We start from the raw sequence: 24,199 nt of genomic DNA, 5'->3' as shown, positions 1-24,199 counted from the left end.
AAGGGAACAAATAAGAACAACTTGTTCAGATTTGTTCTAGTTCCATAAACTATACTGTTCTCATCAAAATCATTACATTTTAAAAGAAGTGAAGATTTTTGATCTTACTTGAATGAATACACGAATGACTGATTTCTCGGGAAATCTACCCTGAGGAGCACATTTAATTATAGGTTAAAGAGGTTTTTGAATGAAAAAATGTATCGCTTTTTCGGGGATCATGTTATTGATCCTATCAATAGTATCCTGTCAGAAACAGGACCAGGAAGTCCTTAAGAATATTGAAGAAATCCATAAAGAAAATGGAATACCTGTAAACATAAGAGTTGTGAATCCCCAGGATTTTTCAACTTACTTGAGTTTTACCTCTTCTCTCAAGGGTATCAAAGAGTCTACTGGTTCATCCATGGTATCCGATACGGTGGAAGAAATCCTTGTCAGTGTGGGAGACTATGTTCATAAGGATCAGGCGATCATTCGATTTCCCAAGAATAATCCTGCCTCGAACTACTATCAGGCCCAAGCCGGGTATAACGCTGCCGAACAGGCATTTAAAAGGATTGAAAATCTTTACAATAGTAACGGTATATCCAGACAAACCTATGATGATACAAAAACACAGTATGAGGTTCAGAAAGCCAATTGGATTGCCGTAAACGACATGCTGGAAGTGAAGGCTCCTATTTCGGGTTATATCACCAGATTAAATATTAAAGCCTCTGATAATGTACGAGCCGGAGATCAACTCTTTACTGTCTCCAACTATGATGAATTGACAACAATTGTCTGGGTATCCGATCACGAAATCAGACAGATAGCCAAGGGACAAAGAGCCACTGCAAACTGGGAAGGATTGAGTCTGAGCGGCATAGTGACACAGGTAGATCTGGCTATGGATAGTGAACAGAAAGCCTTTGCCGTGCATGTAAAATTCAGCAATGTTGAGCACGCGGTTCCCAGCGGTGTGACTGCCAATGTCAATATTGAAACGATGCTGATTCCCAATGCCCTTGTTGTTCACAGAAATGAGATTCTTAAGAATCAGAATGAATGGTTTGTTTATCTGGATCAAGATGGTTATGCAAAGAAGCAGATCATCCAGACAGGATTAAGACAGGGGATGTATTATGAAGTCCTTTCCGGTTTATCTCCTAAAGACAAGCTTATTAGCCAGGGAGTAAATCTTGTGAAAGACGAATCACTCCTCCTCGTCGTTGAAGAAAACTCAGGACAAGTGGTTCTCCAAGAATAGTCAGACAGATCCATTTCTTAATTTAGAACAACACAGGAGGAATACTCGTGTTTTTATCCGATTTATCCATTAAAAGACCGGTTCTCATTTCGATGGTTATGGTCGCCTTACTCCTATTTGGAATCTTAGGATTTATGAACCTACCCTTGAACCTCATGCCCGATGCCGAAATTCCCTATATTACAATCCAGACGGTTTATGCCGGTGCGGCTCCGGAACAAATTGAAAATCTAATAACGAAAAAAATTGAAGATGAAGTCAGCTCCATCAGCCTACTCAAGTCAATTCAATCCTACAGTTTGAATAGTGTGTCCATCATCATCCTTGAATTTGAACTGGAGAAATCTACAGATGTTGCCCTTCAGGATGTCAAAGAGAAGGTAGATGCAATAACAAACAAGCTTCCAGACAGCGCTGATGATCCGATTATGAGTAAGATTGATATTGCCGCGTCTCCGGTAATAGAGCTTCTCATAAGTGGAGACATTGAACCCACAGAACTGTTTTACCTGGCCAATACCACCGTAAAGGACAGGATCTCGCAGATTCAGGGAGTGGGGAATGTGGATGTATTAGGTGGTTTTGAGCGCGAAATTCGTGTTGAATTTGATAATAAGACCGTCTATGAAAATTCATTAAATCTAACCCAAATTGCCGGGATACTGGCTTATGCCAATATGGATATGCCTGGTGGTAACTTTCAGAATCAGGGGCAGGATTATTCTGTCAACATGAAAGGAGAGATATCCAGTACTGATGAGCTGGAAACAATGATGATTCCCACCGCTTCTGGGATGAGGATGCTGGGACAAGTGGCCAACATAAATCCTTCCTCCGAGGATATCCGCCAAAGAGTAACCTACTTCAACACCCAAGAGGGACTGAGACAGGAAAATGCAGTTCTTCTGAGCATTATCAAGTCTCCTGAAGGAAATCCGGTCAATGTGGCACAAGATGTAAAAACCATTCTGGGAGAACTTCAGGATCTGCTTCCCGAGAGTGTGAATCTGAATATTACCATGGATGATTCTGTTTATATTCAAGACACAGTCAACGATACTCTCAATAATATTCTTTTGGGAATTCTCTTCACCGCAGGTATTCTGCTCTTTTTCCTCCATGACTTTCGATCCACACTAATTGTCGCCATATCCATGCCTCTATCCATCATTCCCACCTTTATTGTCATGGACCAGATGGGGATTAGCCTGAATCTGATGTCCCTTATGGGACTATCCACCTCCGTCGGGGTTCTTGTCATGAACTCTGTTGTTGTTCTGGAGAACATATTCAGGCATAAGGATATGGGTCATTCCCGGAAAAAAGCGGCCTCTTCGGGTACTGCGGAAGTCACTGTCGCTGTCATTGCCTCGACACTAACCAATGTCTGCGTTTTTCTACCCCTTGGGACCATGGGAGGAATCATCGGGATATTCATCGGAGACTTTGCAATCACAGTCGTCATTGCCACCCTCTTCTCCCTCCTCATATCCTTTACTTTGACACCCATGCTCGCCTCCCTATTGCTTCCTGAAACAGAGAAAAAGAAGAACAAAATCTCTCAAAAAATTGAAGATTTTTTCACCACACTAGAAAAAGGATATGCTTTTCTGCTTGAAAAGATCCTCCATAACCGGCTGAGGAGCACACTGCTGATCTTGGCAACCCTACTGCTCTTTGTAGCCTCCATGGCGGCTTTTACAATCATTCCATTTGAGTTTACACCCGCCATGGACAGCGGTTCTGTCACGGTTGAAGTTGAACTTTCCGAAGATGCATCATTAGAACAGACTGGGGCAACTCTGAAAAAGATAGAGGACAGGATTTCCCGGTTCTCCGAAGTGAAACAGATCGTCACAAACCTGGGAAGTTTGTCCACCATGGATTCGGGAACCAATCTGGCAAAACAGGATTTACAGCTTATCAGCAAGGATCTGAGGCAGAACAATATCATAATTGCCGGAAAAATTGGTGCAGAATTGAGCGATATTCCCGGGGCTGTTATTAGAACCAATGCTGCGAGCGGCATGGGTAGCGGCAGTGCTCCCGTAGCCTTTTATCTACAGGGTAATGATCTGGATGAATTGAGAAATTATACGACTCTTATCAAAGAGAAAATGGCCTTAATACCAGGAGTAACGGGAATAAACTCCAGTTTGAAATCAGGAAAACCGGAGATAACACTCCTCCCAAACAGACAAAATCTCTCAGAGATGGGGGTCACGATACAAGATCTTGCCATGAGCATGAGGAGTGCCATTGATGGCATCGTCATGACACAAATGAAGGCGGATTCTCGTGAATACAATATCCGTGTCACCCTGGCAGACACTGAAGTCTCCAGCTATGAGAGTATCAGAAATATACCCGTTTCCACCAGGAACGGCACCTATCCTCTTTCCTATTTTACGGAGATACAAGTTGAAGAAGGAGTCAATAAACTCCTAAGAATAGACAAACAAAGCTCAGTGGAAATAACGGCCAACTTATTGCCCGGTGCTGTTTTAGGGACAATTACAGGAAGCATTGATGAAATAGCCGATGAAGTTCTTCAAAATAAGGTCAAGATAAAATGGGGTGGCGACGCAGACATGATGAATGAAACCATAAGCCGAATGGGTTTTGCCTTCATCATCGCCATAGTATTGACCTATATGCTCTTAGCCGGAGTTCTTGAGAAGGTGGGACAGCCTCTCTTGATTCTCTCCACGGTTCCCCTCTCTCTGATTGGAGTCGTCGCACTGTTCCTCCTAGGAGGCTTTTCAATGAATATGATCTCCATGATGGCCGTCGTCATGCTCGTCGGTATGGTTGTGAATAATGCGATCCTGATTCTAGAATACACCAACCAGTTACGGGCAGCTGGCAAGGATGTCCGTACGGCCCTTCTGGAAGCCTGTCCCACCAAACTCCAACCTATACTTATGGCCAATATTGCCACGATCCTGGGTATGCTGCCCATGGCTTTGGGAATTGGCAGTTCCGGTGCAGAAATGAGACAACCCATGGGACTTGTCAGCATCGGCGGACTAGTAGCAGCGACCTTTTTGACCCTCTTTGTCATACCTGCCATTGAAAACGCACTTGAATTCGGCAAAGAAGAGAAGAAACTGAAAAAAGCCATGAAGAAATCTAAAAAGGTAGAACCACAATGAAAAAATACTTAATCCCTCTCATGATGATAACCCTGTCTATCCTACAATTGAGTGCCTTGGACCTCAGTTTGGAAGAGTATATGAAACTTGTAGAAGAGAATAGCAAGGATTTGTACCTGGCCAACATTGACCAGGAACTGGCAGATGTACAAGACAAACTGGTCCGGTCTCAGACAAAACCCATGATAGCCGCCGGCGCCACTTATGACAGGAACTTTAATGAAATAACAATTCCCTATGCGGCAGGAGCTATCCCCACAATCAATGCCGATACGGGTATGTATGATCTCTATTATGCAGATGTCCCCTACAACAGCAAAAACGATGTGTCCCTCAGCATAGGGGTGCAACAGCTCTTATTTGATATGAAAGTGTTCAAGGCCCTTGAAGCCAGCCGGCAGTATCGCGCGATGACAGAGACAATTTATGAAGCCAGCCGGCAAGGAGTGCTGACTGCAGCCAAACAGCTATACTATCAGACTGTTCTTCTGGATGAGGTATATAAGGTAAAAGCGGCCACCCAGCAGAATGCTCATGACACATATTTAGAGATTCAGAAAAAATATGACAATGAACTGGCCTCAGAACTGGATGTCCTCCAGGCTGAGGTGAACTGGAAAATCAACATCCCTGAAGAAACCAAAGCAGAGAGAAACAGAGACATTGCCCTTTCAAATCTAAAATTTCTTGCCGGCATCAACACAGAAGAAGAAGTGATACTGACCGATACGCTTTCCACGACTCCATCAGCCGTTAAGGACATTCAAATGGGTGAGATTTTGAGCTCAAGACCGGATTATCAGGCCATGCGGGGAGAGTTGACTCTGAGAGAAATTAACATAAGTGCCACAAGAGCAGAATTCTATCCATCCCTTTCGGCCAGCTTGGGTTACGGATGGACAGCGTCTAGTGATTCATTTGAATTCGATGATGGAACAGGATTGTTACAGGCTGGTTTATCCCTCACCGTTCCAATCTATTATGGAGGAAGCCGTTTTGCCAAAATGGAGCAGGTACGACTTGAAAAAGAAAGATCACAGGTCAGCCTGATTAAAAAGCAGGATGAGATACAGACGCAGATTAACAATCTCCAGCTGCTCCTGGATGAGTCCTCATCCAGAATCATTTCAGCAGAAACAACTTTAGAAACGGCTGTTAAAGCCTATAATATTATGGAGATTTCCTCTTTGAACGGACTAGCTACCCAACTTGATCTAAAGGATGCACGATTAAACCTGTCGGGTGCCCAGCTCAATTACTATTCTGCCATATACGATTATCTGGACAGTTACTTTCAATGGCAGCAGGCCATCGGAGAGGGAGATAAACTACCCTACTGAATACCCGATTCCGAGACTATCTTATTTTTCGGACCAAGCCTTCCAAGCCGTTTAACTTGATTTCCAGAAGGGACTCCAGCTGCAAACCCAATTTGCCTTTTGGGAAGCCCTTGGCCTTGAACCAGAGTACATAGGCTTCGGGAAGATCAACCAGGTACCGGCCGGCGTATTTTCCAAATGGCATTTTAGTTTGGGCTAGTTCTCTCAGGAATTCTATGTTTTCATCTGTTTCCATCAGAGGCAATATAACATATGTTCATAGTTTTGAAACAAGCGTATGGTTTAAAAAAGATTCAGGCGGCTCTGTTTTTGATAAGCCCGGACCGATCATCGTTAATGTTGAGGCGGCCCAGCACACCCCCTGAGCCAAAGAATGGGCATCATTTTTCCCAGAAGCCAAACCGGCTATGAGTCCCGCCAGGAATGTGTCTCCCGCTCCGACAGTACTCTTCACATCAACAATGGGAGCATTGGCTTCATACCTGGCCTGGCGGGTATAGAGGTGACTTCCTTCTCGCCCCAGGGATAAAGCCACCATCTGGACAGTTTTTAAAAGCCTTTGGCTCAGAATCTCCACCCCTGCCATAATATCTTCAGCATCAGACAGCTCGCTGTAGAGAGCCCCAAGCTCCTCCATATTTGGTTTGATTAAATGAACAGATCCCGATTCAATGGCAAGCTGCAGGGCCTCACCACTGGTATCAACGGCTACAAACGCTCCCGCCTGAGAGGCCATACAGGCCATATCTGCATATATCCCCTTAGAGACTCCCGGAGGCAGACTTCCGGAAAGCACAACATAATCTACCCCAGTCAGAAGATCCTGAAATTGATTCTTCAGTCTGTCAATATCACTGTTTGTAATGAAAAAACCATCGAGGTTGATATCTGTCGTTTCTCTTTGTATGGGATCAACGACCTTGATGCCTTCCCGAGTTGAACCTTCAAGATACAGGAAGGAATCCCTCATTGAATTGTCTTTAAAATGATTATTAAAGATCAGTGAATTGGTCCTACCCAAAAATCCGGTGACCTGGGTTTCAAATCCACCCTGGGAAAGAGCTGTCGCCACATTGATGCCTTTCCCTCCGGGATCCCGTCTCACGGCCCTGGCCCGATTGACAGCATTCCTGGCGAAATCCGGCACGACCAAAGTGTAATCAATGGCAGGGTTGAGCGTGACTGTCAGTATTCGTTTCATAATATCCACAACGTTAGAAGATGAAGGATACCCTGTCAATAAAAGGACCCATTTATCTCATTGATTGTGCCTTTCTCTCTGGTGATTCTAGAGTAAAGGAACTATTCTTTGGTTTCAAAAAGAGGTGAAATCATGAAGTTAATCCAGCGTACAGAAAACCTGTATGAATTATCAATGGGTATGATAAAGGCCTTTCTCATTGATAATGGAAGGGATCTTGTCCTTATAGATACGGGGATTAAGGGAAAGGCTGAAGCCATCCTTCGTGCCATAGACAAGGCGGCCCTAGATTCTTCCAGGCTCAAACATATACTAATCACCCATCTCCATAGCGATCATACAGGCAGCCTCCACGATCTAAAAGAAAAAACATCGGCCCTGGTTTACGCCCATAATCTGGAAGCCAATGCCATAGAAGAGGGTAAGATTTTAAGAGATTGTGTCCCGGCTCCCAGCCTGATGAGTCAAATATCGGTTCCCCTAATTCTCAAGATGAACAAAGATAAAAGAATCATGGGTACGACTGTTGATGTAAGACTCAGTGATGGAGATTTCTTAGCCATCGGCGGCGGCATTAGAGTGGTGTTCAGCCCTGGGCATACAATTGGACATGTCAGTTTTTTATTACAAAAGGAACAGAACATACTAATAACAGGAGATGCGGCCTGGGGAGGAAAAAAACCGGGATATCCCCTCCTGTTTGAAGACTTGAATCTGGGAATCCAAACCTTAAAAATGCTGGGAAACATGAATATTTCAATGGCTTTATTCTCCCATGGAAAAGGCATTCCAAAGGAAGCATCCCCCCAATTTCGGGAAAGGTTCAGCCGTTTTCAGCAATAACCAAGTAGGCCCTCTGTTTCTCATGGGGAAATAGCTCTAGGGGCATAAACTCTTTTCCTAAAGCATTTGCAACCATATACCGGGCACAGTTCAAATTATTAGATTTGCAGTATTTTTCTTTCATCTCTTCAATCTTATCCGGTTTATTTTCAAGCTTATCATTGAAAAAGGGACAAAATTCAATAAATTCACATTCACCCATTCGAGTTTCACCTTAAATATTTTACTTTAAAAATCACTTCACCATTCTCAATAGGAGAGAGCCCATTGGTCAAGGACTTTTTTATCCAAATATCAACCTTTTGGTCTAAAAATTCATTAAACTTAAAGAATCAGAAGATTGCTAATGATTGAGGAGTCCAAAATGAAAAACAGATCTATGGAACATTTGTTAAGACTGGAAGAGCTAGGTTTCTTTATTTTGACGATCTACCTCTTTTCTCTACTCCCCTTTCCCTGGTGGGTTTACCCTCTGTTACTGATTATTCCTGATATCAGCATACTGGGATATATGATCAATGCCGTAACAGGCTCCTATATTTATAACTTCATTCACCACAGAGGAATTGCCCTCATTCTCTACATAGGCGGAGTTCTTCTGGTCAGTCCCTATCTGGCTCTGGCCGGTTTAATCCTGTTTGCCCACTCTTCTATGGATAGATTTTTTGGATACGGCCTAAAACATCCCAGTGGTTTCAAAGACACCCACCTTGGCACCATTGGAGAAAATCAAGAGAACGCTGAGGAATGAGTCTTGTTATCAAATTAAATCAGGGGCACCCTTCAGTGATGAGACAAAGGATCTTTCCAGGAACAGAATGTCTCCAGAGGAAGACAATGCAGTTTTATCATCAATGTGAATCGTAACCCTCTTTTGGCTTGTGCCTGCTTTCCGTCCAATCCTTCTGGTCTTATCAGCCAAACTTTCTAGACAAAGCTCTTCGGCTTCTTCCAGAGACTCAAAGTCAGCAAAACTTTCTAATCCAATAATACGGAAGTTTCCCTCCGATGTGGGTAAAATGGATGCCGAAGAGCTAACCTTGACTTCGCTTGTGATCGCTCCCAGTGCATTGGCAACATCTCCATTTTCAGGCACGATAAGCTCGCCACCCAGGAGAACAACAGCCTCATTCAGCATCAGAGCTGCAGGTGCTCCTAGCCCAATAACAGATGTTTTCAGATCGGGAATGAGAGACAGACTCTCATTCCCTCTTTCCAGGATCAAATTGTAAATTTCCGGAGAAACCGATGCTTCTGGGAAAATTTTTTCTAAGATAGCAAATCCCAGTTGACGACTGATTTGATGCAACAGCATCTTAATCACCGCCCCTGATGACTCATTTTGCAATCTGAGAATCAGACCAAAGTAGCGCCCGATCTCCTCAGCAGGCCAGAGTTTAAGCAAACCCATAAGATGGTACAGGTCAGTAGGTGTCAGCCCGGCTCTTTGAATACAATATGCCTTTTCCAGCCTCTCTGTTTTCAATAATTTCCATACACCCTGTGAGAGTTCTCTGCTGATTTCCGAAATCAGAGCCGGTCCCTTCTCAAGAAGATCCATCAAGGATAGCTCCTGCCGGGTCAGAGGGAAATCGGGTTTCTTCTCTGTTTTATAAAGCCATTGAAGAGGAAGGGAAGACTCATCACTCCCCGAAATCTTTTCAGCCCGGTCAAGACTCTCTCTCAAATCAAATTGGGCGCTCAGCCAGCAGAAGGGAGTGATTCTTCCCGGTCCAATGGTCCACTGCTGTCTTTCAAAAACAAGAGCACTGTCACCGCCCAGACCTGTCGTAAGCATATTCACGGCTTTGATATGAGTTCTTCTAGAAGCTATGGATGCCCCCTCCTCACAGACCGCGACCTCTCCCTGTTCGAGAAAGCCGATATCCGATGTCGTACCCCCCACATCAACAACCAGTGCATCTTTAAGACCTGTTAGAAATTTGGCTCCCGCCATACTGGCGGCTGGGCCCGATAAAGCCGTCTGAACAGGAAACTCACTGGCATAAGAGCCGGTCATCACCGATCCATCCCCTTTTACCACAAGGCAGGGAGCCTGTACGCCGGCCCTGGCTAAGGCGGTCTTCATCTCATCTAAAAATTCAACCATGATGGGAATCACACCGGCATTTAGTGTGGCCGTATGAGCCCTGACATAGAAATTCAGAGTTCCCGAGAGTTCATGTCCGCAGCAGACATCCAGCCCCGTACACTTTCTCAAAAGGGATTTGACCTGCAGCTCCAGATGGGGATTGATAGACCCGCCATATCCCGAGACAGCAAAGGCCTGGACCCCCTGATCATCAATCATTTTGTGAGAGAGTCTTTCTATTTCTTCAGGATCAATATTTTCTGTGATCGTCCCTTCGATGGTCATGCGTCCCTTAATCACCGCCGTGGGTGTATGGCTCAATGTATCGGGGAGAGTATTCCCTAGAGGCATTAGAAAAAGCCCTACAGGATAGGTATTTGACTCCACAATGGCATTTGTAACCAGGGTCGTAGATAAGGAAACGAGATCCACTTTTTTTAAATATTCTCCGGGTAGCTGGCAGACAGCGTTCATGATACCTTCTGAATATTTCCATTTTGTGGTCAGAGCCTTTGAACGGCCGAGGATTTTCTGTGAATCGAAGTCATAAAGGACTGCATCTGTAAAGGTGCCACCCGCATCGATCCCCAGGCCTAACTTCGATTTTGATTCTGGAGTTTGATTTTTTGAGGCTGATTCCTCTATATGATTCTTAACAATGATTCTATGACTGCCCTTAAGACGATCCGCTTCGGGTGAAGCAAAGTGTATTAATCCTGATGGGGAATCAAAGATAATTTCCCTAGCGGGAGGAACAACCAGTACTTCATCTTCACCCTTGTTAGGATGAGGAGAAAAGCATTGAAGGATCAGATTATGAGACCCCTTCAGCTTGGTATACTCCCAGCCGTTCTCCTTTGCCATGGAACGGGCATAATCGGCATACTTTTGTTTATCTCCACAACCTGTGTCTATGAAGACAGCCCGGGTATAGTTTTTTTTCCAAGCGTCAAAAAAATGAGAGACAGCCTCAGAATTATCCTCTCCGAATCGTTCCTTTAAGACATTTTTGTCCAGAGTATCTGCATATTCACCGGGAATCTGAGCGGGATTTCTCTTGGCTTTACCCCGGGGCTGAACCTGTTCTTCATACCAGCCCGGAGAAATATAGTAGGTTCCCGGTTTGTGTGAAAACTGTTTACGGTACTCTTTCGTTCCTCCGAGGAAGAGACTGATACAGTCATGAACCCGGGGTATGACCATTGTATGACGAGAAGACTTTAAACCGACAATCCCTTTACCACAGACTCCGTACATGAGGACGATTCTGTCATAATCATCGGGTACATTATCTATGGCTATCTGCAATTCTTTTCTGAGAAGATCGGGTTCTGTATGAAGCCCTCCCTCCAGATAAAGCACAAATGGCTTATCCGGGAGAGTGGGAATTATCTGTTCAAGATCCTTTCGAAAGACAGCGCAGGCAATACAATATGTTCTCATTCTATCCTCTTGATTGACAACATCATACCACTGCAAAAGCCTGCTTCATTGGGATAAATTATGATCTTTTTGTATTATCTTGAGAAAGAACTGCTGCCAGCTTTCCTGGCTCTGCTCCGTCCTTGCCTGGGAGCTCCGTCACGAGAATGATCTCCAGACTGATAATAATTCCGTCCTGTTCCCTGTCTCGGTCCACGAAATGATCTGGCTGGTGAGGAGTGAACAGGAGCCAGTTCAGCTGGAACAAAATCGGTACAGGTTTTCACATGTATACTTTTTTTAAGGAGGAGTTCTATCCTCTGGAGCATCCCCTTCTCATCGGAAGAGACCAGGGAAATCGCCGATCCTGATTTTCCGGCCCGGCCCGTTCTGCCAATACGGTGTACATAGTCCTCAGGCTGCTGGGGCAAATCGAAGTTCACAACATGACTCAGACCTTCCAGGTGAATACCTCTGGCGGCAACATCGGTGGCTATAAGGGCCTGCAAATCACCTTTCTTAAAACTTTCCAGAGCCTTTATCCTAGCATTCTGACTCTTGTCACCATGAATAGCAGCCGTTGAAATACCCTCTGAGGCCAATTGCTTCGCCAGACGGTTAGCTCCGTGTTTTGTCCTTACAAAAACAAGGACCTGAAACCAGGCTTCCTCTTTGATGAGGTGGGATAGAAGGAACCTCTTCTGTCTTTTATCAATTTTGTATATGGATTGGTCCACCATCTCAGCCGCGGTGTTCCTGGCGGCAACTTCGACAGAAACGGGGTTATTGAGTATTCCGTCGGATAATTTTCGGATGTCCTTACTGTAAGTGGCAGAAAAAAGCAGGTTTTGTCTCTGCTGGGGCAGCTGTTTCATGATTCTTTTTATATCATGAATAAAACCCATGTCCAGCATCCTATCCGCTTCATCCAGAACCAGAGTCTCAATTTGAGAAAGACTCACCGTTTTCTGACTCAAATGATCCAATAGTCTACCCGGTGTTGCTACGAGTATATCGACCCCTTTTCTAAGAGTACCAATCTGAGGGTTGATTTTTACCCCTCCGTAAACTGTGGTTGTTTTGAGTTGTACGTATTTTCCGTAGTTCCTAAAACTCTCTCCGACCTGTTCCGCCAGTTCTCTGGTGGGCGTAAGCACGAGTACCCGGGGTTGTTTTCCCTTTCTCTCTGACTCAGAGAGTCTATGTAATAGTGGTAATGCAAAGGCAGCGGTTTTGCCTGTACCCGTCTGGGCTCCACCGAGTACATCCCGTGATTTCATGATGGCCGGTATGGCCTGGGCTTGAATGGGAGTGGTTTCTTTATATCCCTTTTCCTGAACTGCTTTAAGAATTTCTTCTTTAAGCCCTAATTGAGTAAATGTCATTGTATCTCCTGAACATGCCCGCATCTCAATGCTCCAGTCCAGGCAATGTAAATATATTTGTAATTTTTTTCCGACCAGAATTTATTTGATGTGAGTGCAGACAATACCACCATGAGAAAGAAATGTACAGGCAAAGATAGCCCATAAGTGAAAAAGATCAGCACGTGAGCCATTGCTTGGTTTAAATTATAACTCTTTATGAGAAAATAATTTGACCTTAAAGAAGACTACTCACTCCTTCTCGGCTCTGACCAGAGTCTTGATCTCTTCAAGCAATTTGGCAGAGATATCCCGGGGAACTCTGCCCGAAAAACGGATCTGACCGGGGGTCATAAGTGACTGGGATATGGCAAATATATTTTCATTTGAAACAACTGAGTTGGGAGGCATATCCAGCTGTTCAGCATAGCCTTCACGGAGATCAAAAAGTTGTTTAAAAAGATCTCGGCTCTTGGAAGGCATCTTCTTAAATCTGTTTTTCTTAAAAACTCCCGGTAGAGGCTTCATCGAAATCTCTCTACTTTGAGCCTCCTGGTTTTTCTTTTCATATTCTTCAAGCAAACCGGCCGCAGCAACCTCTTTGAGGAGGGCTATTTTCAGATCGAATAGATACTTTACATCGTCCAGGGCATACTCTAAGGCTTCCCTTTGAATCGGCCTTCTCATCCAGTTATATTGCTGGAACTTTTTCTTGGCCTTAGGCTGAATTCCTAAAAAATGGGTTAATACAAACCCCAGATTCCGCTTTTCTAGATCCAGCAGCTCTGCCGCCGGTAAAAGATCTTCTATAGAATTGATGGCAATACCGTATTTTCGGAACATAAGGGTTCTGTCCCCGGAGCAGTCATACATAATTTTACGAAGATTTAGGTCTTCCATCAGATCCCTTATCAGATTGATTCTGACCTTGAATGGATCTATGAGAGCATACTCCTGTCCGTCATAGATTTGCACCAGGCAGAGATGTTCACCGTAGCAATGAAGGTTAAATTCTCCTTCCAAGTCCACTGCGATTCTCTCAATCTTCCTTTCATGAAGAGAACTTATATATTCTTTGAGTTTATTATCAGTATCCAGATAGTGGTAATGAATCATGAAGCCGTCCTGTCAATTTCGATTGTGAGCCATTTCTTTCTATAATACCCTATTATGATCAGTGCTGCATGGGTGATTTGGTACAGCCCGAAACTGAACCATGCATAACGGATATCCAGAGGAAAGAAATGCCGAGCCAATAAGGTTGTTCCCAGTATAAAAATCACATTTGTAAAGGACTCACTGTATAAAACCCATCTACCATATCCATTATTGATAAAAACCATTTCAAAACAGTAACCCAGAGCTTCCACAAAAAAGAAAGGAAGAAAGAAGAGGAGCGCCTGGGAAATCGCAGAGATGGTTTCGGGTGAACTTGTGAATATAGAAGCAATAAAGTCTCTGAAGAAAAAGGTGCATCCAGCTACTATCAGGGCAACAAAGAAGGCAATGAGACCATTCACCTTCATAAGAATCTGTGCATCCTCATGATCTTTGCGTCCCAAAGCATTGCCAACGAGTATGGCTGAGGAGCGGGCAAAGCCGCCTATGATAGTCTTATTCAACCTAAAAAATGCAAAGGTACTATGGGTAGCCGCAAGAAAGACTGTCGAGTATTTTTCTATGATGGTCTGGTATACCATGAAAATAGATAAAGCCAGAATATTCTGGATACCCGGCGGGAGTGCCACATTGACAATATCTTTTTGCATCTGAAGCAGGAAATGATCAAAATGGAGGAGCCTGTATTCCTCTTTATACCCCTTGAAAAGAATAATTCCTGTCAAATACAGGAAGGAAACAAAATTGGATAATACCGTTCCCAGGGCCGCACCTCTGATGCCCATGGCAGGTAGTCCCAGCAAACCGAAAATAAAAATCCAGTTGAGCAGAAGATTTAAAAGATTGCTGATCAAGCCTGAAATCATGATGTACCTGGTACGGTTCACAGCTCCGAAAAATCCCTGAAGAATGAAAAAGAGACCTGTGGGAATCAGGGCTAATCGCATGATTCGGATATACTGAAGCGAGAGCTCTATGATCTCATCAGACTCAATAAGATAATTGAGAATCAGGGGAGCGGAAAAGCTGAGCATTAGAGCCAGGGCAGAAGCATAGAGGGAGATAATAATGCCGTTGTCTAGAACTTCTCCCGTAAAATGGCGACTCGCTTCACTGTTATGATCCTGCTTGCCATAGCGCCTGGAGGCAATAGCCTGCACGCCAGAAGACAGCGGCCAGAGGCATGTATTCAGTATCCAGGTAAATAATCCGGCAATTCCTATGGCGGCCAATTCGAGACTGTTTTCACCGAAATGGCCGAGCATCACAGAATCGGCAATCTGATGGACAAAATGGGTCAACTGACCAAATAAGAGAGGGACTCCCAGAAGAAGAGTCTTCTTAAGAGCTGATTTCATAGGGCCCCTTATCTCTTTCCCTGGCGTTGATTATCAGCATTTGAAGACGGTTTTCCACATTTCCAAAACTGGTATCCGGTTCATAATCCAGAGCCAGTACCTGAATATGGGGATGTTCCTTCTTAATTTTCTTAACAAGCCCTCGTCCGGTAACATGATTGGGCAAACAACCGAAAGGCTGAAGAATCAAAAACGAATGGACTCCATGATCTGCATGGTGAAGAATTTCTCCGGGAATCATCCATCCTTCGCCGGAGGTAAAAGTCCTATCCACAATGTGCTGGGCTCTATCGGCAATGACCCGCAGCGGAACTGTGGGTTCCCAAAGGGGATGACCGGAGACAGCCTTCTCGCAAAATTTAAGAACAGAACGGATATATTTTTCAGAAATATCGGTCATCAGTCCCTGTAGAAAAGTGAAACGAACATGGTACTGATGTCTCTGGTCCTGTTCCAGCAGGTATTCGCGGTGCATGTTATTGAACAGGTTTGGCATGATGACTTCCATACCGTTTTTTTCAAGATAATCTTCAATATGGTTGTTGGAACCGGGATGAAAGTTCAGCAGAAATTCACCAATCATAAAGACTCGTGGTTTACGCCTGCTTCTATCATAGGGAATGGTTTCAAAGTCTTTAAGGGCTTTCAAGAAGGCGGTTTTTGCCATTTTCATACTTTTTGAGAAACCATTGCAGATATTCATAACAGACTCTTCAAACAGCTTATTGGTACTTCCCGGAACTTCTTCATAGGGTCTGATCTTACGCCTGAGATCTTCCAGAATATCCGTCATAATCAGGCCCCAGAGCATCCGAAGTTCAAAAAAAGCATTCATCGTAAAACCGGGATGCATATTCTTCGTGTCTTTATCGGTCGTGACGATGGGAACCTGGGGATATCCTGCATCATCCAGGGCTTGACGAGCCATCATGGCATAGTGTGCCAGACGGCAGTCACATTGTGCTTTGGCCAGGGCCAGAGCGACATTATCGGGATGGTATTTTCCCTCTTCCATCACGGCTAGGAACTCACCAATATTAATCTGGGCAGGAAAACACATGTCATTATGCACATATTTTTTCCCCTGACTAATAGCCAATTTTCCTGCAATAGGCATGGCTTCCACCCTGTATCCCTGAAGCCTGATGGACGCCGTTGCCACCTGGGTAAAGGCCCAGGAGACATTGGGAACGAGGATGACCCTCTCTCTATCTTTCTTCTCAAAGACTACTTCATAGGCTTTTCCCGTTTCCCTAGGTGCACTCAAACCTTTATTTCTCTTCCGTTGGAGAGTCTCAATAAAAGATTTAACCCTGATATTCAGCGGCCCGGAAACTTCTGACTCATCCATTTTCAGAACCAGAGGACTCTTATCCGCTTCACGCCCTAGTATCCTGGTAATCTCATCGGTGAGGATGGCATCATGACCGCAGCCAAAACTCACGATCTGAACATATTCAAGCTGGGGATTTTGTGCTACCAGACGGGCCCCTGCCATCATTCTGACATGATAATTGGTAGTGAGCTCTGCTCTCACAGAACTCAAGTCCATTTCATGCAGTCCCGGAAGGGCATCTAAGGGCAATACAGCCAATCCATCCCGGGTGAAATAGTCTGACAGACCGTGATTGATCAGAGGGTCTGAATGATAGGGGCGGCCGGCCAGGACGATGGCGTACTCACCCTCAGCCAATGAATTCAGCAGGTTCTCTCCTGCAGTGAAGAGGTCCTGTCTGAAGGCTTCCTGAAAGTCCAAAGCCTTCCCTATAGCCTGGCGGATTTGTTTGTCAGGCAGGGCAAAAGTCCTGGTCACATATTCAATAATTGAGTCTTCTCTGGCTTTTTCATCAGTCCAGTGAAAAACTGGAATATCCATGGGGATGTTATGCTTCTCAAGGGGTTCATCACTGATATTCAAGACCATGGGATAGCCCTTGAGAACGGCACAGGAGTGTTCCGAATGGATTCCCTTGTTTTCGGAGATCATCCGGCTCATGGAAGGTAAAAAGATCCTGTCGACCTGAGCGGCGATCAGATCCTGAATATGACCATGGGAGAGTTTGGAGGGAAAACAGGCCGTGTCTGATGGAATGGACGCCAGGCCCTTTTCATAAAGGGACACCGTACTGGAAGAGGACAGTTTTATTTTGAAGCCCAAGGATGTAAAAAGAGCATTCCAGAAGGGATAATGCTCCCAGAAATCCAATATACGGGGTATTCCAATGGTCATATCCTTAGCCGGTGAGAATACGGGGCCCTCGTAGGGTCTAAATAAGAGCTCTTCTCTATAGCGGAACACATCCCGGCGGTCTTTCGTTTCTGAATTTATTTTTTTAATCCGTTCTTTCACATCAGGATCTTTCATGTCTCCCAGAACTTCACCCTTCTCACAGCGGTTTCCGGTTATAAAGCTGTTGCCTCCAGCAAATGTGATGATGGTTCGGCTGCAGTTATTGGTACAGAAGTGACAGACCATTCCGCTCTGCCGGGTATAAGTAAAATTCTCAAGAGTATTCCAGTCTAAAAATCCACTGGCAGGGTTTCCCCTTTCGGACAAATGCTTTCTTGTGAGTCTAGCAATTCCTATGGCTCCCATCTCACCAGGCCAGGGTGCTCTTGTCACTTCAGCTTCGGTGAAGAGTTCAAGGGCTCTTAAAACCGCGTCATTTCTGAATGTTCCCCCCTGGACTATGATCTTGGAACCCAGGGCCTTCATATTGCTCAGTCGAATGACCTTAGTAAAGACATTCTCAATCACGGAATAACAGAGTCCTGCTATGATATCATCGGGTGTCTTACCATTTTTCTGCTCTGTTATGACGGATGAATTCATAAAGACAGTACACCTGGATCCCAGATGGGAGGGGGATTTGGATGCAAAGGCTTTCTCGGCAATCAATTCCACTGGAATTTTCAAGTTTTCAGAAAAGTTCTCTAAAAAAGAGCCGCAACCTGCACTACAGGCTTCGTTGAGAGTAATCCCGGTGACAATGCCGTCATTTAAAAAGATAGCCTTCATATCCTGACCACCAATATCCAGAATGAAGGAAGCATCAGGTTCAAACAGCAAAGCAGCTTCGGCATGGGCCACTGTTTCTACAACATGGTAGTCTGCATTGAATGCCTTGGCAAAAAGCATCTCTCCGTACCCGGTTGTCCCCGCGCCAAGGATGTTCAATTGAATATTAAGTTGATCACATTTGTCTTTAAAATCCAATAAACCTTTCTGCAGTACTCGAATGGGCTCTCCCTCATTCTTACTGTAAAACCGGTAGATCAGTCTATCAGACTCATCGATGAGCACAAACTTAGAGGTTGTGGAACCGGCATCAATCCCCAGATAAACATCGAGGCTACGCCCCTCATAAGAACTGAGTTCCGGTAGAGACGGAAGAGCGTGCCTTTCCTGAAACTCGGCCTGTTCTTTAAGGTCCTTGAAATAAGGCTGAATACCAGCGCTTAATTCTGTATGATCTGCATGCGTGAAGGCCTCATCCAATATGAGTGAATCCAACTCAAAAACCGGAGCATCCTCAAAGGTTGATAGGGCTGAAATGGCGGCTCCCCGGGCAATCATGGCCTCTGGATTATCGGGGATAATAACATCCTCTTCCTTGAGGTTGAGTCGCGTGGCAAAAACACGAATGAGTTCAGGATTGAAATGGAGAGGCCCACCTTCAAATATAACAGGGGGATGAATCTCAAGTCCCTGTGCTAACCCGCCGATGGTCTGTTTTGCTACGGCGTGAAAGCAGGACAGAGCAAGATCTTCCTTGCAGACTCCCTGGTTCAATAGGGGCTGAATATCAGTCTTGGCAAAAACACCGCAGCGTCCTGAGATATCATAGAGGGTGGTGCCCTTCTCGGCACTCCCATTTAATTCCTCTACATCCAGCTTTAACAGGGTAGCGGTCTCATCCAGAAAAGCTCCTGTTCCACCGGCACATGTGCCGTTCATCCTCATGTCCGAAGCGGTGAGTTTACCGCTTTGTTCGTCCATGTAGAAGAATGTGATTTTAGCATCCTGTCCCCCCAGCTCTACAGCCACCCTGGTTTGAGGATACAGATCACGCACTGCCAGAGAGTTGGCTACGACTTCCTGAAGGTAGGAAGCTCCCAATTCCTCAGCCAGCTCTCTGGAACCGCTACCGCAAAGAACGGGACAGACCTGGATATGGGGAAACTGGTTCGAAACCTTTGTAAGAATGGAGAGCGCCGTTTCGCGCTGACGGGCATTATGTCGTTCATACTGTTGAAACAGGACGGTTTTCTGATCCGGGCTGAGGAGAACTACTTTCACCGTAGTAGATCCCACATCCAGACCCAGGGGATATATCTGTTGACTCTGCTTAAGCTTCGCAGAGAATGGAATTTTATTTTCGTTTTTCATAGTTCCATTTTATGGAATTTGTTAAAAGAATCTATGCCCTTGAATGCAATAATGATGTAAACCTTTCAATTCCTCTATGACTTTTAAATATTACAAGAACTATATTCAAAGAAGCTCCTTATACACTTGAATGACAAAACATAAATTATTACATTGATCCGATGCAATATCGTCTAGGTTCCAAGTTACTATTCCTTAAAATCACACTCCTATTTGTGTTTTTTGGGCTGATTGTCGGTTATATGTCTTTTTTGACGAGTACAGCCTTAAGCTCTTTTGAGATTTATCAGACCTTCAAACGCGAGTTTTCCGAAAGATTACAGGATTTATTTGATTCGGATGAACCGGATTTATTATACAAAGCCTTCGTTGATACCCCTCAGGTAGGAAATGAATTAAAGAGGGTTCTGTCCAACCTCATACCCCAGGACCATAAAGACAAGATTGGTTTGAGTCTCTACAGTCATAAGCCTGATGATTCAGAATGGATAAACCTCTTCTCCCAAGGATTTCCCCAAACAGAGGAGTCAATCCCAACAGGACTGAAAAACCAGCTTCAAAGTGCCATAGGAAAAAAACACATTTATAATCCGGATATATTCATTGGAATGGAAGGTAGAAAAGAACTTTTTTTCGATCTTACCTCTGAAAATGACAATATGTATTACATTCTGCATGTCTCATTAGAGCGGGAAGGACTCCTAAAATTTTTAGAAAGCGAAAAAAGGACATTTATTTCATTTACAACCATCGTTCTCACCCTCTCTCTCATCCTGGGGGCCTTTTTTGCAAAATCTCTTTCAAGACCCATTCAAAAACTGGCCGAACAGGCCCTCCTTTTCTCAAAAGGGGATATGGAAGTTCATTTCAAAAGCAAGCGCCTGGATGATATAGGCATCCTGGCCCGTTCTTTGGATAAGATGAGTCTAAATCTAAAACACCGATTTGACTCAATGCAAACCATGAACAGGATAGACAAGGCCGTCCTGTCTTCCCTATCCCGCAGGGATCTTCTGAAAAAAGTGGCGAACTATATTTCTGAACAGTTTGATTCAAATCCGGTTGCAGTGTTTGTCCATCGTAAGGATGGAGCAGTGCTTTCAGCCCTGGTTCCCGACAGAAATATTACTCTAGGCAGGATCATTTCCTTCCAAACCCTCCCGGAACACTTTCTGAACATCAGTAATGACATCCGTGAAATGAGTGACAATGATTTAGAAATTCATAAGGACATACTTCTTCCCGATCTGATACAGGAAGAAACAATTGCCATCCCTATCCTAAACAATGAAGAACGGATGGCGACTCTCATTATCTCCCAGAATCAGTTTTCAGATCAGGACAGAGAAGCCCTGGGAATGCTCGCAGATCAGGTTGGTGTAGCCCTGCGCAGTATGAATGAAGTGGAACAAAGGGAGGACATGTCAAAGGGGATTCTGATGGCCCTAACCCGTAGCGTCGATGCTAAATCCCGATGGACTGCAGGACATAGCGAACGGGTCTCATCATTGTCTATCGCCCTGGGCAAAAAGTTGAACATGAATACTGAAGAAATCCAAAATATACGCATCGCCGCTCTCTTACATGATATTGGTAAACTGGGTATTCCAGAGGCAATCCTGGACAAACCTGGAAGACTCTCTGAGGAAGAATTTACAATCATTAAGAGTCATCCGCAAAAGGGAGATACGATCATACAAGACTTACCAGGATTCGAAGAAGTCAGGATGGGAGTCAGGCATCATCATGAGAAATGGGATGGCAGCGGCTACCCCGATGGATTGTCAGGAAAGAGGATTCCCCTCATTGCCAGAATCCTCACCCTGGCGGATGTGTATGATGCCATCAGTGAAGATCGTCCATACCGCAAGGGTTTTACCCCTGAAGAAAGTTATACCTTCCTTCAGGACCAGAGCGGATCGATTTTTGATCCAGATCTTTTACTCCTGTTCCTTTCCCTCATCTCTGAAGAAGCTCTCAGTTGACTGAGCAAAACCCCTAGGATCACGGCTATCGAGGCCATCATCTGCAGGGCTGTCAATGACTCGTTTAATAAGATCCATCCTGCCAGGACGGCCACCACAGGGACCAGATTGATAAACACAGAGGCACCCGAGGCGGTCATACGGCTCATTCCTAGATTGTAAAGACCAAAGGCACCCAGACTGACCGGAGCTCCCAGATAGAGAAGAAGCAGGATGGTCTGACTGTTCAGAACCCACCCCTGCTCCTGGATTAGGAAAAAACCGGGCATAAAGAAAATAACCCCTGCAAAACATTGCATCATAGTCATTGTCCAGGGATTATAGCGGGATGACAATTTTTTAATGATCAACATATTGGCTGCAGCACAAACCATGGCTCCAACTTCCATAATATTCCCAAGGATCAACCTTTGTCCCGACTCATTGCTCTTATTTAAGAGTGTCAACGCAACAACACCGCTTATGGACAGGATTAATCCCCAAATACCTCTTTTATGCAGTTTTTCCTTTAAGAACATCCAAGCTCCTAAAGACACAAAGAGTGGTACAAATGAAGAGATAACACCGGCCTGAGAAGACGTTGTAAAACGAAGGGCATTGGATTCAAGCAAAAAATAGAGGCAGGGTTGAAATAGAACCATCGGCAGGAGGTATTTTATATCTTTTTTCCACCCCTTTGGCGGTCTTAGTCTGGATGAAAAGGGAAGAATAACCAGAGAGGCCAGTACCATTCTGAGCCACATGACAGACATAGGATTCAAATACAGCAGTGTCGTCCGCATGGCGCTGAATGATCCTCCCCAGAGAATAACGGCAACGCTTAGGGCGATGATGGCCGTTGTTTGGTTATTTTTTTCTTTCATTACCAGCTCCTATTAGGGCAATCTATACCCTATTTCATACATATTGCAAAGGGTTTAAGAGACGAATACTGCCTCTCCAACCAAGACGGGGTAAAAACTCCTAGAATGGGATCAGTATACAGGGATTTTCAAGGGTTAGGACTTAGGTCATAAGGCCTTTACCGGAATATAAAATCTTATATAATACCAGAATGACCACAAGCTTTCTAAACCGCATTAGAATAGTTCTCTGCCATCCCGAGGGAAGCCTGAATATCGGCGCCGTATGCCGCAGCATGGAGAACATGGGCATCAGCAAGCTCACTCTAGTCGGCGATATGAGCGGAATTGACACGAGTCAGGTCAAGATGATGGCCCTTCATGCCCTACCCATTTTTGAGAATGCTAGAGTTTGTGACTCATTAAATGAGGCACTCAGTGAAACAGTCATGGCGGCGGGGATAAGCCGAAGGCGGGGCAAACACCGAAAAAAGTTGTCCTACCTGCCGGAAGAACTGGCGTCTATGGCCGCGGCAACCTGTTCGGGAGAGATGGCTTTGGTCTTTGGAAATGAACAAAACGGCTTGAGTGATAATGAGATGGCTGCTTGTACGATGGCCTGTCATATCCCGGGCAACCCTAAGAATCCCTCATTGAACCTATCTCATGCGGTACAGCTCCTGTGCTATGTTTTCTTCAGACAGGCAGAAGCAGGACTGGGGGACCGTTCTCCCGTTCCTTTGTTAAAAATTGAGGCCCTTGCAGATACGGTGGAGTCGACTCTCAAGGAGTCCGGATACTATGATAAGACGGACCGTTATAATACGCGCTTATTCTTCAGGGATATTTTTGCCAGAGCCGCTCTATCAGAGAAGGAAGCAGACCACCTGGAAAAAGTTTTCCAGAAGCTGAAGCATTTGAATTTAAATCACAAAGAATCAAAATGAAAAACAACAAACAGGCCGTCTTACTGGCAATTTTGGCTGTGATCCTCTGGTCAACAGTCGCCACAGCCTTTAAGAAATCTCTTATGCTGCTTAGTCCCTTTGATCTTCTCCTGTTATCCTCAATCTGGTCTGTTGTCCTCCTATTCATCGTCGTGATCGTACAATACAGGGGATTCTCAGGATTTATTTTGACGAGGAAGACATTTCGGATCTATCTTCTTGGCGGCCTTCTCAATCCCGGAAGCTACTACCTCGTTCTATTTGCCAGCTATGACCTTCTGCCGGCTCAAATTGCGCAACCTCTCAATTATACCTGGCCCCTCATGCTGGTTCTGCTTTCTGTCCCCATCCTCAAAAAAAGGCCAACAAAACAGGATGCTATATCTTTGGCCATCTGCCTAGCGGGACTTGTCCTTATCAGCCAAGGAGGCAACCGTTTTCAAATGGGAGCCCTCAGTCTCAAGGGAATCTTTTTGGCATTATTGAGTGCCGTCATCTGGGCGGTCTACTGGCTGGCCGGACAGAGGCATTCAGGCTCAGAGAGTTCCAGTCTGTTTTGGAATTTTTTCCTGGTCATTCCCCTGCTTGTCCTATTAAAGCCGATGATCTCGCCTGGTTTTCCGCCCCTCAACTCCTCGGTGTTACTCTGGACCGCCTGGGTGGGACTCTTTGAAATGGGAATTACCTTTGTTATATGGGGATTGGCCCTGGCAAAGGCTGACCAGCCGGCCCGGATCAGCCATCTGGTTTATCTTTCACCCTTTCTGTCTCTTTTATGGATTTCACTGATTTTAAAAGAAACCATTGCCCTGACGACTGTGGCCGGTCTTTTTATCATTATTATTGGAATTTTTGTCAAAGAAATCAGATCTGTAAAAAATTGATTTTC

General features: G+C 44.8%; 17 protein-coding genes. 8 read left to right on the top strand and 9 right to left on the bottom strand.

Translation table 11 applies throughout. The features are described from left to right. The first annotated feature begins 190 nt into the window (after positions 1–190). From EXM22_RS03415 to EXM22_RS03405, 3 genes are read left to right on the top strand one after another with little or no spacing between them, the layout of a single operon-like run. On the top strand, positions 191–1,252 hold the full coding sequence (locus EXM22_RS03415; protein ID WP_149485161.1) for an efflux RND transporter periplasmic adaptor subunit: 1,062 nt from the start codon (positions 191–193) through the stop codon (positions 1,250–1,252). 47 nt (positions 1,253–1,299) lie between these two features. Further along, positions 1,300–4,407, top strand: coding sequence for an efflux RND transporter permease subunit (locus EXM22_RS03410; protein WP_149485160.1), 3,108 nt, complete (start codon positions 1,300–1,302; stop codon positions 4,405–4,407). Further along, positions 4,404–5,747, top strand: coding sequence for a TolC family protein (locus EXM22_RS03405; RefSeq protein ID WP_149485159.1), 1,344 nt, complete (start codon positions 4,404–4,406; stop codon positions 5,745–5,747). The genes EXM22_RS03410 and EXM22_RS03405 overlap by 4 nt, the downstream gene beginning before the upstream one ends. Before the next feature lie 16 nt (positions 5,748–5,763). On the opposite strand, the gene EXM22_RS03400 is transcribed toward EXM22_RS03405, so the two are convergent. After that, positions 5,764–5,982, bottom strand: coding sequence for a DUF3820 family protein (locus EXM22_RS03400; protein WP_149485158.1), 219 nt, complete (start codon positions 5,980–5,982; stop codon positions 5,764–5,766). 21 nt (positions 5,983–6,003) lie between these two features. Beyond that, entirely contained in the window at positions 6,004–6,948 is a 945-nt protein-coding gene (locus EXM22_RS03395; protein ID WP_149485157.1) for a 1-phosphofructokinase family hexose kinase, read from the bottom strand. A gap of 132 nt (positions 6,949–7,080) precedes the next feature. Between EXM22_RS03395 and EXM22_RS03390 the strand changes: the two genes are divergently transcribed. Then, positions 7,081–7,791 (top strand): MBL fold metallo-hydrolase, encoded by a 711-nt coding sequence (locus tag EXM22_RS03390; RefSeq protein ID WP_149485156.1) that lies wholly within the window; start codon positions 7,081–7,083, stop codon positions 7,789–7,791. Here the strand turns inward: EXM22_RS03390 and EXM22_RS03385 are convergent. Then, positions 7,772–7,993 (bottom strand): hypothetical protein, encoded by a 222-nt coding sequence (locus tag EXM22_RS03385; protein ID WP_149485155.1) that lies wholly within the window; start codon positions 7,991–7,993, stop codon positions 7,772–7,774. The two genes, EXM22_RS03390 and EXM22_RS03385, sit on opposite strands and share 20 nt — an antisense overlap. Positions 7,994–8,155: 162 nt before the next feature. Between EXM22_RS03385 and EXM22_RS03380 the strand changes: the two genes are divergently transcribed. Next, complete coding sequence (locus EXM22_RS03380; protein WP_210411544.1) at positions 8,156–8,542, top strand: DUF4260 domain-containing protein; 387 nt, start codon at positions 8,156–8,158, stop codon at positions 8,540–8,542. Between the two features lie 9 nt (positions 8,543–8,551). On the opposite strand, the gene EXM22_RS03375 is transcribed toward EXM22_RS03380, so the two are convergent. From EXM22_RS03375 to EXM22_RS03355, 5 genes are all read right to left on the bottom strand, one after another. Continuing rightward, entirely contained in the window at positions 8,552–11,326 is a 2,775-nt protein-coding gene (locus EXM22_RS03375; protein ID WP_149485154.1) for a DUF1638 domain-containing protein, read from the bottom strand. Between the two features lie 74 nt (positions 11,327–11,400). Next, positions 11,401–12,690, bottom strand: a complete 1,290-nt coding sequence (locus EXM22_RS03370; protein WP_149485153.1) for a DEAD/DEAH box helicase — start codon at positions 12,688–12,690, stop codon at positions 11,401–11,403. 231 nt (positions 12,691–12,921) lie between these two features. Then, complete coding sequence (locus EXM22_RS03365) at positions 12,922–13,785, bottom strand: HRDC domain-containing protein (RefSeq protein ID WP_149485152.1); 864 nt, start codon at positions 13,783–13,785, stop codon at positions 12,922–12,924. Then, on the bottom strand, positions 13,782–15,146 hold the full coding sequence (locus EXM22_RS03360) for an MATE family efflux transporter (RefSeq protein ID WP_149485151.1): 1,365 nt from the start codon (positions 15,144–15,146) through the stop codon (positions 13,782–13,784). Before EXM22_RS03360 ends, EXM22_RS03365 begins: the two co-directional genes overlap by 4 nt. After that, positions 15,130–19,536, bottom strand: coding sequence for an acyl-CoA dehydratase activase (locus EXM22_RS03355; protein ID WP_149485150.1), 4,407 nt, complete (start codon positions 19,534–19,536; stop codon positions 15,130–15,132). The genes EXM22_RS03360 and EXM22_RS03355 overlap by 17 nt, the downstream gene beginning before the upstream one ends. 161 nt (positions 19,537–19,697) lie before the next feature. On the opposite strand from EXM22_RS03355, the gene EXM22_RS03350 reads away from it, so the two are divergent. After that, entirely contained in the window at positions 19,698–21,521 is a 1,824-nt protein-coding gene (locus EXM22_RS03350; protein ID WP_149485149.1) for an HD domain-containing phosphohydrolase, read from the top strand. On the opposite strand, the gene EXM22_RS03345 is transcribed toward EXM22_RS03350, so the two are convergent. Continuing rightward, positions 21,440–22,384 (bottom strand): DMT family transporter, encoded by a 945-nt coding sequence (locus tag EXM22_RS03345; protein WP_149485148.1) that lies wholly within the window; start codon positions 22,382–22,384, stop codon positions 21,440–21,442. The two genes, EXM22_RS03350 and EXM22_RS03345, sit on opposite strands and share 82 nt — an antisense overlap. 191 nt (positions 22,385–22,575) lie before the next feature. Between EXM22_RS03345 and EXM22_RS03340 the strand changes: the two genes are divergently transcribed. Both EXM22_RS03340 and EXM22_RS03335 read left to right on the top strand, forming a co-directional pair. Then, on the top strand, positions 22,576–23,310 hold the full coding sequence (locus tag EXM22_RS03340; protein WP_149485147.1) for an RNA methyltransferase: 735 nt from the start codon (positions 22,576–22,578) through the stop codon (positions 23,308–23,310). After that, positions 23,307–24,194 carry a DMT family transporter gene (locus EXM22_RS03335; protein ID WP_149485146.1) on the top strand — a complete coding sequence of 296 codons (888 nt, stop codon included), beginning with the start codon at positions 23,307–23,309 and terminating at the stop codon, positions 24,192–24,194. Before EXM22_RS03340 ends, EXM22_RS03335 begins: the two co-directional genes overlap by 4 nt. Positions 24,195–24,199 lie beyond the last annotated feature (5 nt).

The organism is Oceanispirochaeta crateris (assembly GCF_008329965.1).
In the GTDB taxonomy this organism is placed as follows: Bacteria; Spirochaetota; Spirochaetia; order DSM-2461; family DSM-2461; genus Oceanispirochaeta; species Oceanispirochaeta crateris.
The sequence above is the reverse complement of the archived record's forward strand: the minus strand, read 5'-3'. Positions and strand labels throughout refer to the sequence as shown.